This is a genomic window from Streptomyces sp. CoH27, assembly GCF_020181035.1.
GTDB classification, from domain to species: Bacteria; Actinomycetota; Actinomycetes; order Streptomycetales; family Streptomycetaceae; genus Streptomyces; species Streptomyces camelliae.
On sequence record NZ_JAIQYY010000011.1, the window covers coordinates 324,012 to 337,567 of the forward strand.

12 protein-coding genes are annotated in these 13,556 nt (G+C 71.3%); 1 reads left to right on the forward strand and 11 read right to left on the reverse strand.

Annotated features, from left to right (window positions below; genetic code table 11):
* The first annotated feature begins 20 nt into the window (after positions 1-20).
* A complete protein-coding gene (locus LE548_RS20835; protein ID WP_225098410.1) occupies positions 21-764 on the forward strand; it encodes a DNA polymerase beta superfamily protein in 744 nt (247 codons plus the stop codon).
* Here LE548_RS20835 and LE548_RS20840 read toward each other — a convergent pair.
* From LE548_RS20840 to LE548_RS20890, 11 genes are all read right to left on the reverse strand, one after another.
* A complete protein-coding gene (locus LE548_RS20840) occupies positions 690-1,433 on the reverse strand; it encodes a DNA polymerase beta superfamily protein (protein ID WP_225098411.1) in 744 nt (247 codons plus the stop codon). The two genes, LE548_RS20835 and LE548_RS20840, sit on opposite strands and share 75 nt — an antisense overlap.
* Positions 1,434-1,437: 4 nt before the next feature.
* Entirely contained in the window at positions 1,438-2,445 is a 1,008-nt protein-coding gene (locus LE548_RS20845) for an ADP-ribosylglycohydrolase family protein (RefSeq protein WP_225098412.1), read from the reverse strand.
* A 65-nt stretch (positions 2,446-2,510) separates the two neighbouring features.
* A complete protein-coding gene (locus LE548_RS20850; protein WP_225098413.1) occupies positions 2,511-3,575 on the reverse strand; it encodes a pseudouridine synthase in 1,065 nt (354 codons plus the stop codon).
* 12 nt (positions 3,576-3,587) lie between these two features.
* Positions 3,588-4,235 (reverse strand): SMC-Scp complex subunit ScpB, encoded by a 648-nt coding sequence (gene scpB, locus LE548_RS20855; protein ID WP_225098414.1) that lies wholly within the window; start codon positions 4,233-4,235, stop codon positions 3,588-3,590.
* Positions 4,232-5,392 carry a ScpA family protein gene (locus LE548_RS20860; RefSeq protein WP_225098415.1) on the reverse strand — a complete coding sequence of 387 codons (1,161 nt, stop codon included), beginning with the start codon at positions 5,390-5,392 and terminating at the stop codon, positions 4,232-4,234. The genes scpB and LE548_RS20860 overlap by 4 nt, the downstream gene beginning before the upstream one ends.
* Before the next feature lie 18 nt (positions 5,393-5,410).
* On the reverse strand, positions 5,411-5,962 hold the full coding sequence (locus LE548_RS20865; protein WP_225098416.1) for a hypothetical protein: 552 nt from the start codon (positions 5,960-5,962) through the stop codon (positions 5,411-5,413).
* Positions 5,947-7,080, reverse strand: coding sequence for a ParA family protein (locus tag LE548_RS20870; RefSeq protein WP_225098417.1), 1,134 nt, complete (start codon positions 7,078-7,080; stop codon positions 5,947-5,949). The genes LE548_RS20865 and LE548_RS20870 overlap by 16 nt, the downstream gene beginning before the upstream one ends.
* A gap of 379 nt (positions 7,081-7,459) precedes the next feature.
* On the reverse strand, positions 7,460-8,575 hold the full coding sequence (gene ald, locus LE548_RS20875) for an alanine dehydrogenase (protein WP_225098449.1): 1,116 nt from the start codon (positions 8,573-8,575) through the stop codon (positions 7,460-7,462).
* Between the two features lie 147 nt (positions 8,576-8,722).
* A complete protein-coding gene (locus LE548_RS20880) occupies positions 8,723-10,789 on the reverse strand; it encodes a tetratricopeptide repeat protein (RefSeq protein WP_225098418.1) in 2,067 nt (688 codons plus the stop codon).
* Positions 10,790-10,951: 162 nt separating this feature from the next.
* Positions 10,952-11,578 carry an NUDIX hydrolase gene (locus LE548_RS20885; protein WP_225098419.1) on the reverse strand — a complete coding sequence of 209 codons (627 nt, stop codon included), beginning with the start codon at positions 11,576-11,578 and terminating at the stop codon, positions 10,952-10,954.
* A gap of 83 nt (positions 11,579-11,661) precedes the next feature.
* The gene (locus LE548_RS20890) at positions 11,662-13,311 is read right to left on the reverse strand and encodes a CTP synthase (RefSeq protein ID WP_225098420.1); all 1,650 of its coding nucleotides are present in this window, start codon (positions 13,309-13,311) and stop codon (positions 11,662-11,664) included.
* Positions 13,312-13,556 lie beyond the last annotated feature (245 nt).

Below are 13,556 nucleotides of genomic sequence, written 5' to 3' on the forward strand. Positions count from 1 at the left end.
GGTCCGCGTACGCTCCGGGCATGGAGCCCGAAGCCCTGGTGCGCGACCACACGATCTACGCCTGTGTCATGGGCTCCCGTGCCTTCGGCCTGGCCACGGACGCGAGCGACACCGACCGGCGGGGCGTGTTCCTCGCCCCCACTCCCCTGTTCTGGCGGTTCGAGAAGCCGCCGACGCATGTGGAGGGGCCGGGCGAGGAGCAGTTCTCCTGGGAGCTGGAGCGGTTCTGCGAGCTGGCGCTACGCGGCAATCCGAACATCCTGGAATGCCTGCACTCGCCGCTGGTGGAGCACGTGGACGACACCGGCCGGGAGCTGCTGTCCCTGCGCGACGCCTTCCTCTCCCGGAAGGTCTACGACACCTTCACCCGCTACGCCGTCGGCCAGCGCCGCAAGCTGGACGCCGACGTACGCAGGACCGGCGCGCCGCGCTGGAAGCACGCCATGCATCTGCTGCGCCTGCTGCTGACCGCCCGCGATCTGCTGCGCACCGGCGAGCTGCGGATCGACGTCGGCGACCGGCGCGAGTGGCTGCTGGCGGTGAAGCGCGGCGAGGTCTCCTGGGCGGAGATCGAGTCCCGCATGGCCCGGCTGGCGGCACAGGCGGAGCAGGCCCTGCACCGCACCCCGCTGCCGGCGGAGCCGGACCACGCGCGCGTGGCGGGCTTTCTGTTCCGGGTGCGCCGGGACTCAGCCCTGCAGACGCACGCGGACCACGAGGTCGTGCAGGGCGTCGTACGCGGTGGGCGCGTCGGGGAGGGCTGAGGCGGCCTGGGCCTCGTCGAGCAGGGCGTGCAGCCGCTCCACATCGGCCTCCACGCGCGCGTGGGCGATCTCGGCGGTGCCGTGCTCCCGCTCCGCCTTGGCGGCTATCAGCTCGGGCAGATAGCCGGGGGCGTCGATCTCGCCCAGCAGCGTGGGCAGATGGGCCTGGATCTCGCCGCTGCGCATGAGGTGGATGCCGGTGAGCAGCACCCGGAACGTGTAGAGCAGCGGCTTGAGTTCGCCGGTCTTCTCGAACAGCCGCCACTGCGTCACCGCGAACCCGCGGTAGTGGTGGGCGTGGTGGCCGGTGAGGACACCGGGCGCCAGCGCGGCCAGCTCCTGGTGCGTGTCGCCGGTGTGCACGACCAGGGGCGACAGCAGCTGCTCCAGCACATAGCCGTTGCGCCGGAGCATCAGCCGGACGAACTTGCGCAGGTCGTGGGTGACGAGGTCCAGCTCGACACCGAACCGCACCCAGGCCCGTGAGCGGGTCTCCTCCGGCTCGCGCAGGCCGACGAGGTCGGCGGCGGGGAGCAGATGGACGCCGCGCAGGTCCACGTCGGAGTCCTGCGAGGGGAAGCCGTAGAGGTGGGCTCCGGAGACGGTCGCGAACAGCAGCGGGTCGGGCTGTTCGGCGACCACGGGCGCGAGGTCGAGGTCTTCGATCATGGACCTAAGCGTCCCAGAGCGCTCCGAGCGTCAACAGGTCCCCTCGGTACTCGATCCGCCCGGCCCAGTCGGCGGGCCAGGCGTCCGCGCCCAGCCAGGCTCCCGCGAAGGCGCCGGTGAGGCAGGCGATGGAGTCGGAGTCGCCGGAGGAGCAGGCGGCCCGGCGCAGGGCGGTGACGGGCTCGTCGGGGAAGAGCAGGAAGCACAGCAGCCCGGTGGCGAGGGCCTCCTCGGCGATCCAGCCGGCCCCGGTGGCCAGGCACGGGTCGGTCTCCGGGGAGGCGGTCCGCACGGCCTCCTGGAGCCGGTCGAGGACCGCGAGGCACTCGTCCCAGCCGCGCGCGATGAAGTGTTCGGCGCTGGGGTCCTGGGCGCGGGTCCACAGGTCGCCGAGCCAGGTGTGGTCGTAGTGGGTGCGGTGGTCGAGCGCGTACGAGCGCAGCTGTCCGACGAGCCCCGCCGGATCCGTCCCCCGGGCGAGCAGGTGGACGGCGTGGGCGGTGAGGTCGGAGGCGGCGAGCGCGGTGGGGTGGCCGTGGGTGAGCGCGGACTGCAACTGGGCGGCGCCGGAGCGCTGGGCGTCGCTCAGGCCGGGGGCGAGCCCGACCGGGGCGACGCGCATGTTGGCCCCGCAGCCCTTGGAGCCGGTCTGGCTGGCGTCCTGCCACGGCCGCCGCTCCTCGACGAGCAGGTTGCACGCGGTCAGGCAGGTGTTGCCCGGGGCCCGGTTGTTCTCGGGCGAGTGGAACCAGTCCACGAACTCCTCGCGCAGCGGCCGCTCCAGCCGCTTGGGCGCGAGGTAGCCGCGTTCCGTGGCCGTGCGCAGGGCCCGCCCGACGGCGAGGGTCATCTGGGTGTCGTCGGAGACGAAGGCCCGCTTCGGCAGCTCCATCTCCCGCCAGGGCCCGCACTTGGCGAGGATCGAGGGCACGTCGTTGAATTCGGTCGGGAAGCCGAGGGCGTCCCCGAGAGCGAGGCCGATCAGCGCCCCGGTGGCCGCGCGCTTGGACATAGAAACACCATCCCCCTTTATCGTCACGTTGACAGTAAAGGGGGATGGTGAGCAGGCGCAAGCGATCAGAGGTCGACTTCCTTCATCAGCATGCCGACCTCGGTGTTGGACAGCCGGCGCAGCCAGCCCGACTTCTGGTCGCCCAGGGTGATCGGACCGAAGGCGGTGCGCACCAGCTTCTCGACCGGGAAGCCGGCCTCGGCCAGCATGCGGCGGACGATGTGCTTGCGGCCCTCATGGAGGGTCACCTCGACCAGATAGTTCTTGCCGGTCTGCTCGACGACCCGGAAGTGGTCCGCGCGCGCGTACCCGTCCTCCAGCTGGATGCCGTCCTTGAGCTTCTTGCCCAGGTCGCGCGGGATCGGGCCGACGATCGCGGCGAGGTAGGTCTTCTTCACGCCGTACTTCGGGTGCGTGAGGCGATGCGCCAGCTCGCCGTGGTTGGTCAGCAGGATGACACCCTCGGTCTCGGTGTCCAGCCGGCCGACGTGGAAGAGCCGCGTCTCACGGTTGGTGACGTAGTCACCGAGGCACTGGCGCCCCTCCGGGTCCTCCATGGTGGAGACGACACCGGCGGGCTTGTTCAGCGAGAAGAACTGGTACGACTGCGTCGCGACCGTCAGGCCGTCGACCTTGACCTCGTCCTTCTCCGGGTCGACGCGGCGGCCCTGCTCGGTGACGATCTCGCCGTTCACCTCGACCCTGGCCTGCTCGATCAGCTCCTCGCAGGCCCGCCGGGAGCCGTAGCCCGCACGCGCGAGGACCTTCTGCAGCCGCTCGCCCTCCTGCTCGGCGCCCGGGAAGGTCTTGGGCAGCTTGATGTCCTTCTTGCCGGCGTAGCGCTCGCGGTTGCGCTCCTCGGCCCGCGCCTCGTACTCACGGGAGCGGCCGGGCGCCGTGCGGCCGCGCTGGGGCTGGGCCTGCTTGGGGCCGCCCTTGGCACCGCCGCGGGCCGCGCCGCCGCGCCCGGACTTGGGGCCGTCCTGGGAGGCGCCGGGGCCCACGTCGTAGCGGCGCTCCTCGGGGCGGGGCTTGCGGGGACGGCCCTGCCCCTGCCGCTCGTCCCGGTTGTTGCCGGCGCCGCGGTAGTTCCCGCGTCCGCCACTCTTGCCGCTGCCGCTGCTTCGCATCAAAGTTCCGTCTTAGTCGTCTGCGTCCTCTACGCCGGGCGCGTCGGGCGCGTCCGGGTCGAACGACGGGACTCCTTCCTGGGTCTCGGCCTCGATCGCCTCCGCCTCCGGGAGGAAGGGCGCGAGCTCCGGAAGCTCGTCCAGGCCGCGCAGGCCCATCCGCTCCAGGAAGTAGTTCGTCGTCGTGTACAGGATCGCACCTGTTTCGGGTTCCGTGCCCGCCTCCTCGACCAGACCGCGCTGGAGCAGGGTGCGCATCACACCGTCACAGTTGACCCCGCGTACGGCGGAGACGCGGCTGCGGCTGACCGGCTGGCGGTAGGCGACCACCGCGAGGGTCTCCAGCGCGGCCTGGGTGAGCCGGGCGGTCTGGCCGTCCAGGACGAGCCGTTCGACGGCGGGCGCGTAGGCGGCGCGGGTGTAGTAGCGCCAGCCGCCCGCGACGAACCGCAGCTCGAAGCCGCGGCCCTGTACGGCGTACTCGTCGGCCAGTTCCCGCAGCGCGTCCGCGACCTGCCGTCTGGGCCGCTCCAGCAGCTTCGCCAGATGCTCCTCGGTCGCGGGCTCGTCGACGACCATGAGCATGGCCTCCAGGGCGGGCTTGAGGCCGAGGTCGGCGACGGTCGCCGGTCCGGCCGGAAGCTCGGTGGTCTCACTCACGGCTTCTTCTCCTCTTTCGGCGTCTCGGGCGGCCGGTCGAACTCGTCGGTGACCATCGGCGCCGCGTCCGTGTCCCCGCCGGTCCAGCGCACCAGCAGCTCCCCGAGCGCGGCCTCCTGCTCCAGGGCGACGGCCTTCTCGCGGTACAGCTCCAGCAGCGCGAGGAACCGGGCGACGACGGTGAGGGTGTCGTCGGTGTCCTCGACCAGCGCCCGGAAGCTGGCCTCGCCCAGCTCCTTCAGCCTGGCGACCACGATCCCGGCCTGTTCCTGCACGCTGACCAGCGGGGCGTGGATGTGGTCGATGTAGACCTGCGGTTTGGGCTTGGGCTGCATGGCCTTGACCGCGAGCCGGGCGAAGCCCTCGGGGCCGATGCTGATGACGACTTCGGGCAGCAGCTCGGCGTGCTGGGGTTCCAGACCGACGGTACGGGGCCACCGGCGGGCTTCCTCGTCGAGCCGCTGGTTGAAGATGTCCGCGATCTGCTTGTACGCGCGGTACTGCAGCAGCCGCGCGAACAGCAGGTCCCGGGCCTCCAGCAGGGCAAGATCGGCCTCGTCCTCGACCTCGGCGGCGGGCAGCAGCCGGGCCGCCTTCAGATCGAGCAGCGTGGCGGCCACGACGAGGAACTCCGTCGTCTGGTCCAGGTCCCAGTCCGGCCCCATGGCCCGGATGTGCGCCATGAACTCGTCGGTGACCTTCGACAGGGCGACCTCGGTGACGTCCAGCTTGTGCTTGGAGATCAGCTGGAGGAGGAGGTCGAAGGGGCCCTCGAAGTTGGCAAGGCGGACCTTGAAGACACCGTCGCGGGGTTCTTCGGGTTCGGCGGCCGCGGCTTCTCCGGGTACGGCGGCCCCAGGCGCCTCGGACACCGCGGCCACGGGCTCTTCCGAAGCGACAGCCACAGACGCCTCAAGGCGGGCGGCTGCGAGCGTTTCCGGCTCGGCGGCCGTGGGGGCTTCGGGTGGGACGGCTCCGGCTCGCTCTTCCGGCACCCCGGCGTTGTGCCCAGCGGGCTCGGCACGAGCCACGGCCTCGGCCACCGGCTCGCTCGTCGGCGGGGCCGGCGTAGCCCCCGGCCCCCGCCCCAGCGCACGTCGGCGTCCGGCAGCAGGGCCGGAGGCGGGCGCGGAGGCGGGAACGTCGGACGAGGTCATGGCCCCCGCAGGCTACCGCTACCGCCCTCGCAGGCGTCGTACGAGGATGCTCGCGTCCCCGCGGGACTCCAGGTCGGCGAGGACCACGGCCACCGCCTCGCGGACGATGCGCCCGCGGTCCACCGCCAGCCCGTGCTCACCCCGGAGCACCAGGCGGGCGTGCTCCAGGTCCATCAGTTCCTCGGCGGAGACGTACACGGTGATCTTCTCGTCGTGCCGCTCGCGCCCGCTGGGCCGACGGGCCGCCGCCCGCCCCTTCTTGCGCGGCTGAGCGGCCGCGGCGGAGCCGTCCTGTGCCGCCTGCCGACGCGCCGGGCGGGTGCGGGACTCGCCGGCCCCGTCCTGCTCGGCCTCCGCGGCGACATGCTCCGCGCCCTCGCCGTCGCCGCCCTGGACGGGCACCGACTGCGGTGCGTCCTCGGCGGCGGCCACGTCGTCGCTCTCCCCCGCGGGAGACGGCACCCGGGCCTCACCGTTGGCCCCGCGGCGGGGAGTCGACGGCTGCAGCGCCGTCCCCCCTGTCGTACGGAAGAGTTCGTCGGCCCCGGGCAGACTCACTCGGCGTGACACCGGGCGAGCACCTCCCTGGCGAGCTGGCGATAGGCGGCGGCACCGACGGAGTTGGAGGCGTAGGTGGTGATGGGCTCACCGGCGACCGTGGTCTCCGGGAAGCGGACCGTGCGGCCGATGACCGTGTGGTAGACGTGGTCGTCGAACGCCTCGACGACACGGGCCAGGACCTCGCGGCTGTGGACCGTGCGCGAGTCGTACATCGTGGCGAGGATGCCGTCCAGCTCCAGCTCGGGGTTGAGCCGCTCCTGGACCTTCTCGATGGTCTCGGTCAGCAGCGCCACACCGCGCAGCGCGAAGAACTCGCACTCCAGCGGCACGATCACCTTGTGCGCGGCCGTGAGGGCGTTGACGGTGAGCAGGCCGAGCGAGGGCTGGCAGTCGATGACGATGTAGTCGTAGTCGTCCATCAGCGGCTTCAGGGCGCGCTGGAGGGTCGACTCGCGGGCGACCTCGGAGACCAGCTGGACCTCGGCGGCCGACAGGTCGATGTTGGAGGGCAGCAGGTCCATGTTGGGGACCGCCGTCTTCAGCAGGACCTCGTCCGCCGACATGCCCCGCTCCATGAGCAGGTTGTAGACGGTCAGGTCCAGCTCCATCGGGTTGACGCCGAGGCCCACCGACAGCGCGCCCTGCGGGTCGAAGTCCACGAGCAGCACGCGCCGGCCGTACTCCGCGAGCGCGGCACCCAGGTTGATGGTCGACGTCGTCTTGCCGACGCCGCCCTTCTGGTTGCACATCGCGATGATCTTCGCGGGGCCGTGGTCGGTCAGCGGGCCAGGGATCGGGAAGTACGGCAGCGGGCGTCCGGTCGGGCCGATGCGCTCGCGGCGCTGGCGGGCCGCGTCGGGTGCGAGCGTGGCCGCGTACTCCGGATCGGGCTCGTACTCGGCGTCGGGGTCGTAGAAGTGCCCCTCGGGCAGTTCGTCGTAGTCGGCGAAGTGGTTGTGGGGCGCGCCACTTCCGTCGCCGGCCATGGCGTTCACGTGATGGCCATCCATGCTCTGGTGTGCTGTCCGGGCGGTCTGCGGACCCGGACTCTGGTGGGCTGCGAAGGTGCGCACAGCTACGGAGCCGACAGCCTCGAATCCCGCGGAGCCCTGGCCCCGTACAGGCATTCCTGGTTGACCACCCCCGGGAGAAAATGTCGACTCATTCACAAGTCGTCTTACCTCCTTGGTGACCAGGAAACTTCTAGACAAGGTCAGCGTGGCACCATGCCGACGGTTGGCGACTCTATGGCGTGTCGGCGGTTCGCAGCAACACAATCCGCCGGACCCGGCACGATGTGTCGGCAATGAAACATCTCGCTGTCAAGGGCGTACGGCCGTCGCACAGCAGGTTTCACCGGTGTGCGAATCGGTCGAAGGGTTACGTTCGAGGCGAGTTGACCGAGAGCCGCAAAGTGACCATACACACATCCGGCCGGACCTTGTCGGGCAAGGTCCGGCCGGGTGCGCGCAGTTGACGAGCCGTGTTGACGAATCGCCTTTTGGGTCAGCCGAGCAGGGACTCCAGCTCGACGTGCTCCAGGCCGTGCGCCTCGGCGACCTCCTTGTAAACGACCTTGCCGTCATGGGTGTTGAGACCCTTGGCGAGCGCGGCGTCGCGGCGCAGCGCCTCGACCCAGCCGTTGTTGGCCAGGGAGACGATGTACGGCAGCGTCGCGTTGGTGAGGGCGTTGGTGGAGGTGTTGGGCACCGCGCCCGGCATGTTGGCGACGCAGTAGAAGACCGAGTTGTGCACCGTGAAGGTCGGCTCGGCGTGCGTGGTGGGGCGGGAGTCCTCGAAGCAGCCGCCCTGGTCGATCGCGATGTCGACAAGGACACTTCCGGGCTTCATGCGGGCCACCAGCTCGTTGGTGACGAGCTTCGGGGCCTTGGCGCCCGGGATGAGGACGGCGCCGATGACGAGGTCGGCCTCCAGGACGGCCTTCTCCAGCTCGAAGGAGTTGGACATGATCGCCTTGACCTTCGTACCGAAGATCTTGTCGGCCTCGCGCAGCTTGTTGATGTCGCGGTCGAGCAGGGTGACGTCGAAGCCCATGCCGACGGCGACCTGGGTGGCGTTCCAGCCGGAGACACCGCCACCGATGACGACGGCCTTGGCCGGGGTCACGCCCGGGACACCGCCCGGCAGCACGCCACGGCCGCCGGCCGCGCGCATCAGATGGTAGGCGCCGACCTGCGGGGCCAGCCGGCCCGCGACCTCGGACATCGGGGCGAGCAGCGGCAGGGCGCGGTTCGGCAGCTCGACGGTCTCGTAGGCGATGGCCGTGGTGCCGGACTCGATGAGCGCGTCCGTGCACTCCTTGGAGGCGGCCAGGTGCAGGTAGGTGAAGAGGATCTGGTCCTTGCGCAGGCGGTGGTACTCCTCCGCGATGGGCTCCTTGACCTTCAGCAGCAGGTCGGCGGTGGCCCAGACCTCGTCGGCGGTGCCGAGGATCGCGGCGCCGGCGGAGACGTACTCCTCGTCCGTGATCGAGGAACCGAGGCCGGCGCCCCGCTCGATGACGACCTGGTGGCCGTTGCGCACCAGCTCGTGCACACCGGCGGGGGTGATGGCCACCCGGAACTCGTTGTTCTTGACCTCGCGGGGGATGCCGACCTTCACGTCGATCACGGTCCTTGGCTCAGAGGGTATGGGGGGTGCATTACAAGACATACCCAGGCATGCAGGGCACACCGGGAGACACCGCAGGAGAACGTGCGGCAGAGCCAGTCTAATGAAGGCGTTCCGCGTGTCTAGCCTTTCATTGCATCAATCTTCACTGGATGTACTGCGGATTTCGCAGGCGTTCCTGTCCTGTTCCGCCCTTGTGTCGCCCTCCAGGGCCTCCGCACCCAGCATGCGCTCGGCCGCCGTGCGGTGCAGTCGAGCGGTGGTGGAGTCACCGAGGTGCTCCAGGGTGTCGGCGAGCCGGAGGTGCAGCGCGGCCTGCAGCCGGACGTCCTCCGCGCGCCGCGCGCACTCCACCGCCTCCTGACACGTACGCAGCGACTCCTCGAACCGTCCCGCGTACTCCTGCACCCGGGCCAGCTCGCTCAACGCCCGCGCGTGGGCGGCCACATCACCGCCCTTGCGGTAGCCGGCGACGGCCGCCCGCCAGTTCCTGACGGCCTCGCCGTAGCGGCCCGCGTAGGTGTGCGCGGTGGCGATCCGGCCGTACAGCCGGGCGGCCTGCTCACGCTCGCCCCGGGCCAGCCGGTCGGCCAGGGCCCGGCCGAACCAGTCGGCGGCCCGGTCGTGGTCCCCCAGCTCCTGGTACGCGCCGCCTACGGATTCCATCGCGCGGCCGGCCGCGTACGGGTCGTTCGCCTCGCGTCCGGCGTCCAGCGCCGCGCGATACCGGGCCAGCGCGTCCCGGGTGCGGCCGGTCTGGGCGTCCACGTCGCCCAGGTTCAGCAGGGCGGCGGCCTTCTCCCGGGGCAGCCCGCGCCGCTCGGCGACATCGAGGACGAGGCTGTGCACGCCGTACAGGTCGGCCGCGGCCGCCTGGGTGCCCTCGTGCGCCACCAGGGCCCTGACCAGCTGGGACATCAGCCGGCGGGCGAGCGTGTCCAGCTCGCCGTCGGCCACCGCGAGCCGCGCGGACGCCAGCAGGGCGGGCCGGCGGATGCGCAGCCAGTCGACGGCCGCCCGGGGGCTGGGGAAGCGTACCTCGCGGGGCATGGCGTTCAGCTTCTGGCGGGCCTCGGGGCTGTCGGTCTCGGTGATCGCCCGGCAGGCCTGCAGCAGCCGTACCGTCCGCTCCAGCATCCGGGCCCGCGCCAGCTGGCGCTCCGCGGGCCGCTCCTGGCTCTCCGCGAGGGCGCGCACCAGCGGGTGCAGACAGCCGGGGATCTCGTACTGGGGCAGCGGAGAGTCCACCGCGTGCAGCAGGCCGAGGGCGACGAGGTCGTCCAGGATCGTGCGGGCCGAGCCGACCGAGCAGCCCGCGAGGGCCGAGGCGGTGTGCGGGTCGGCCGGCCCGGCCGGGGCGAGCGCGAGCAGCCGCAGGATCCGGGCGGCCGTGGCGGGCAGCTCGTCGTACACCTGCCGGAAGACCCGGGCGAGCGGGCTGCCGTCCGTGCCGTCGTCGGCGGCCGCGTGCAGCCGTTTGGCGAGGTCGGAGACGGCGGCCTGGGGGCGGGCGGCGAGCCAGCCGCCTGCCAGGACCAGCGCGGCCGGATGGCCCTGGCAGGCCTCGGCCAGGCTCTCGGCGGAGCGCGGGTCGACGGTGATGCGGACCGAGCCGGTGTAGCGGGTGAGCAGCTCCACCGCGGACTTGGTGTCGAGGCCGCCGACGGTGCAGGGGCGGACGTCCGCGATGCCGGTGAGCGGGCCCGTGGAGACGGCCACCACCAGGCAGTCCGGGGTGTCCGGCAGCAGCGCGTCGACCTGCTCGGCGCCGGCCGCGTCGTCGAGCAGCAGCAGGGCACGCCGACCGGCGAGGGCGGTGCGCAGCGCCTCGGTCAGGTCGTCCTCGCCGGCTCCGGCCGGGGCGGGCAGGTCCAGCGCGGCGAGCAGCTCGCGGGCGGTGCGCTCGACCGGTACGGGGGTGCCGTCGGGCTCGGCGAGCCGGGCGCGCAGCACCCCGTCGGGGTAGCGGCCGGCGACCTGGCGTACGAGTTCCCCGGCGAGCGTGGTCCGGCCGGAGCCGGGGCGGCCCGCGATCAGCAGCACGCGCGCGCGGGGTGCCTTGCGGCCGGCGATCGTGTCCAGGCCCGCGCGCTCGATGTCGGCGCGGAGCTCCTTCAACTCCCTTGCACGGCCCAGGAAATGGTCTTCCACGGCCTCGCGCCCGGACAGCCCCGCGCCGTCTGTGTCCACCGCCTGATCCGTCACGGGCCACACTCCCGTCCCACCGCACGCGCAAGCCCGCCGGGTCTTCCGGTACGGGCGCTGAAGAGCCTAGTTCACGCTCTGCGACGTTCCGTGACGAGCGTGGCGGACAGATCCCCTGATCGGATCAGGCGATCGTCACACCACTGGGACGTACGGGTGAGCTCAGGACGCGAAGGGGCGGGCGGGCCACGGCGCGTCGGCCGGGCGCAGCGCGTCGAGGCCGTCCCCGGTCCGGGCCGCCACCAGCGAGAGCACGCCGACGACCAGGCAGTTGTTGTGCACGTCGCCGGCCAGGACGCGGCGCACCAGCTCGTCGACCGGCACGCGCGCGTACTCCATGTCGGTCTCCTCGTGCTCGGCCTCGAACCGCTCGCCCTCGGCCTCCGCCAGATCGCGGGCGAGGAAGATCCGTACGGCCTCGTCGCAGCCGCCGGGGGTGGTGTACACGTCGGTCAGCACCCGCCAGTCCTCGGCCTTGACGTGCGCCTCCTCGTACAGCTCGCGCTGGGCCGCGTGCAGCGGGTTCTCGCCGGGGACGTCGAGCAGGCCGGCCGGGATCTCCCACAGCTTCTGCCGGACGGGGTGGCGGTACTGGTTGATCAGCAGGACCCGGTCCTCCTCGTCCAGCGCGAGGACGGCGACCGAGCCGGGGTGGACCTGGTAGTCGCGGCGGACCACCGAGCCGTCGGGCATGACCACGTCATCGGTGCGCACGGAGGTCTTGTTGCCCACGAAGGGGGTGTCCGTGCCCCGGATCTCCCACTCCTGCGGGGTGTCCTTGATCGTCATGCCCTGTCCTTCCCCATGTGCACGAACGGCCGGGGCACGATCGTTGTGAACACGCGCGCCCCGGCCACCGTACAGCTCCTGTGTTACTTCGCGATCTTCCGCTCGACCGCGGCCTTCACCAGCCCGGCGAAGAGCGGGTGCGGGCGGGTCGGGCGGGAGCGCAGCTCCGGATGCGCCTGGGTGGCGACCAGATAGGGGTGGACGTCACGCGGGTACTCCACGTACTCCACGAGCTTGCCGTCGGGCGAGGTGCCGGAGAAGAGGATGCCGGCCTTCTTCTCCAGTTCCGCGCGGTAGGCGTTGTTGACCTCGTAGCGGTGGCGGTGGCGCTCCTCGATGTACTCCTTGCCGTCGTACACCTCGCGCACGATCGAGTCCTCGGCGAGCTTGGCCGGGTACATGCCCAGCCGCATGGTGCCGCCCATGTCGCCCTCGCCGGCGACGATGTCCATCTGCTCGGCCATGGTGGAGATGACCGGGTGGGCGGTGGCCGGGTCGAACTCGGTGGAGTTGGCGTCCGGGATGTCCGCGAGGTTGCGCGCGGCCTCGATCACGATGCACTGCAGGCCCAGGCACAGGCCGAGCAGCGGGATCTTGTTCTCGCGGGCGTAGCGGATCGCGCCGACCTTGCCGAGCACACCGCGGTCGCCGAAGCCGCCGGGGATGCAGATGCCGTCGACGTCCGCGAGCTGGGCCTTGGCGCCGGCCGGGGTCTTGCAGTCGTCGGAGGTGACCCACTTGATCTTCACGCGGGCCCGGTTGGCGAAGCCGCCGGCGCGCAGCGCCTCGGTGACCGACAGGTAGGCGTCGGGCAGGTCGATGTACTTGCCGACCAGCGCGAGGGTGATCTCGTGGTCGGGGTTGTGGACGCGGTCCAGCAGGTCGTCCCAGGTCGTCCAGTCCACGTCGCGGAACGGCAGGTCCAGCTTGCGGACGACATAGGCGTCCAGGCCCTCGGCGTGCACGACCTTCGGGATGTCGTAGATCGAGCGGGCGTCGGGGCAGGCGACGACGGCGGCCTCGTCCACGTCGCACATCAGGGAGATCTTGCGCTTGATGGCGGTGGGGACCTCACGGTCGCAGCGCAGCACGATCGCGTCGGGCTGGATACCGATGTTGCGCAGGGCGGCCACGGAGTGCTGGGTCGGCTTGGTCTTCAGCTCGCCGGAGGGGCCGATGTAGGGCAGCAGCGAGATGTGCACGACGAAGACGTTGTCCCGGCCGACCTCGTGGCGGACCTGGCGGACGGTCTCCAGGAACGGCAGCGACTCGATGTCGCCGACGGTACCGCCGACCTCGGTGATGACGACATCCACCTCGTCGGTGGCCATGCGCCGGATGCGGTGCTTGATCTCGTTGGTGATGTGCGGAATGACCTGCACGGTGTCGCCCAGGTACTCGCCGCGCCGCTCCTTGGCGATCACCGTGGAGTACACCTGACCTGTAGTGACATTGGCGGTGCCGTCCAAGTCACGGTCGAGGAAGCGCTCGTAGTGTCCGATGTCGAGGTCGGTCTCGGCGCCGTCGTTGGTGACGAAGACCTCACCGTGCTGGAAGGGGTTCATCGTGCCCGGATCGACGTTCAGATACGGATCCAGCTTCTGCATCACGACGCGCAGGCCGCGGGCCTTGAGCAGCATGCCCAGGCTGGAGGCGGTGAGGCCCTTGCCGAGCGAGGAGGCGACACCCCCGGTGACGAAGATGTGCTTGGTCGTCGTAGATTTCGGCGGCATGGCCAAGAGGGGGCTCCCGTGGTCGCTGGCTGTCGTGCTGTGCGGCTGCCGGCCCGAAAGCTTCGGGGGTGCCGTCGCTGCGGTTCGGAGGCTCCCTTCGTCTTACTCTGGGGCCCACCGGTCCACGGGCTACCAGGGTATCAGCGCGCGGACGAGATGGCTTACGGCCACGCTCCGCACCGGCGCGGACACCGTACGGTTCGCCACGCGCGTCACGATGGCCCTGTTCGCCACACGTGTCACCA

What these genes read in the sequence shown, in the direction of transcription:
- LE548_RS20835 (WP_225098410.1), top strand. Translation starts at nt 21, where the DNA reads ATGGAGCCCGAAGCCCTGGTGCGCGACCACACGATCTACGCCTGTGTC.
- LE548_RS20860 (WP_225098415.1), bottom strand. Translation starts at nt 5,392, where the DNA reads ATGACCTCGTCCGACGTTCCCGCCTCCGCGCCCGCCTCCGGCCCTGCT.
- LE548_RS20850 (WP_225098413.1), bottom strand. Translation starts at nt 3,575, where the DNA reads ATGCGAAGCAGCGGCAGCGGCAAGAGTGGCGGACGCGGGAACTACCGC.
- LE548_RS20845 (WP_225098412.1), bottom strand. Translation starts at nt 2,445, where the DNA reads ATGTCCAAGCGCGCGGCCACCGGGGCGCTGATCGGCCTCGCTCTCGGG.
- LE548_RS20840 (WP_225098411.1), bottom strand. Translation starts at nt 1,433, where the DNA reads ATGATCGAAGACCTCGACCTCGCGCCCGTGGTCGCCGAACAGCCCGAC.
- LE548_RS20885 (WP_225098419.1), bottom strand. Translation starts at nt 11,578, where the DNA reads ATGACGATCAAGGACACCCCGCAGGAGTGGGAGATCCGGGGCACGGAC.
- LE548_RS20870 (WP_225098417.1), bottom strand. Translation starts at nt 7,080, where the DNA reads ATGCCTGTACGGGGCCAGGGCTCCGCGGGATTCGAGGCTGTCGGCTCC.
- LE548_RS20890 (WP_225098420.1), bottom strand. Translation starts at nt 13,311, where the DNA reads ATGCCGCCGAAATCTACGACGACCAAGCACATCTTCGTCACCGGGGGT.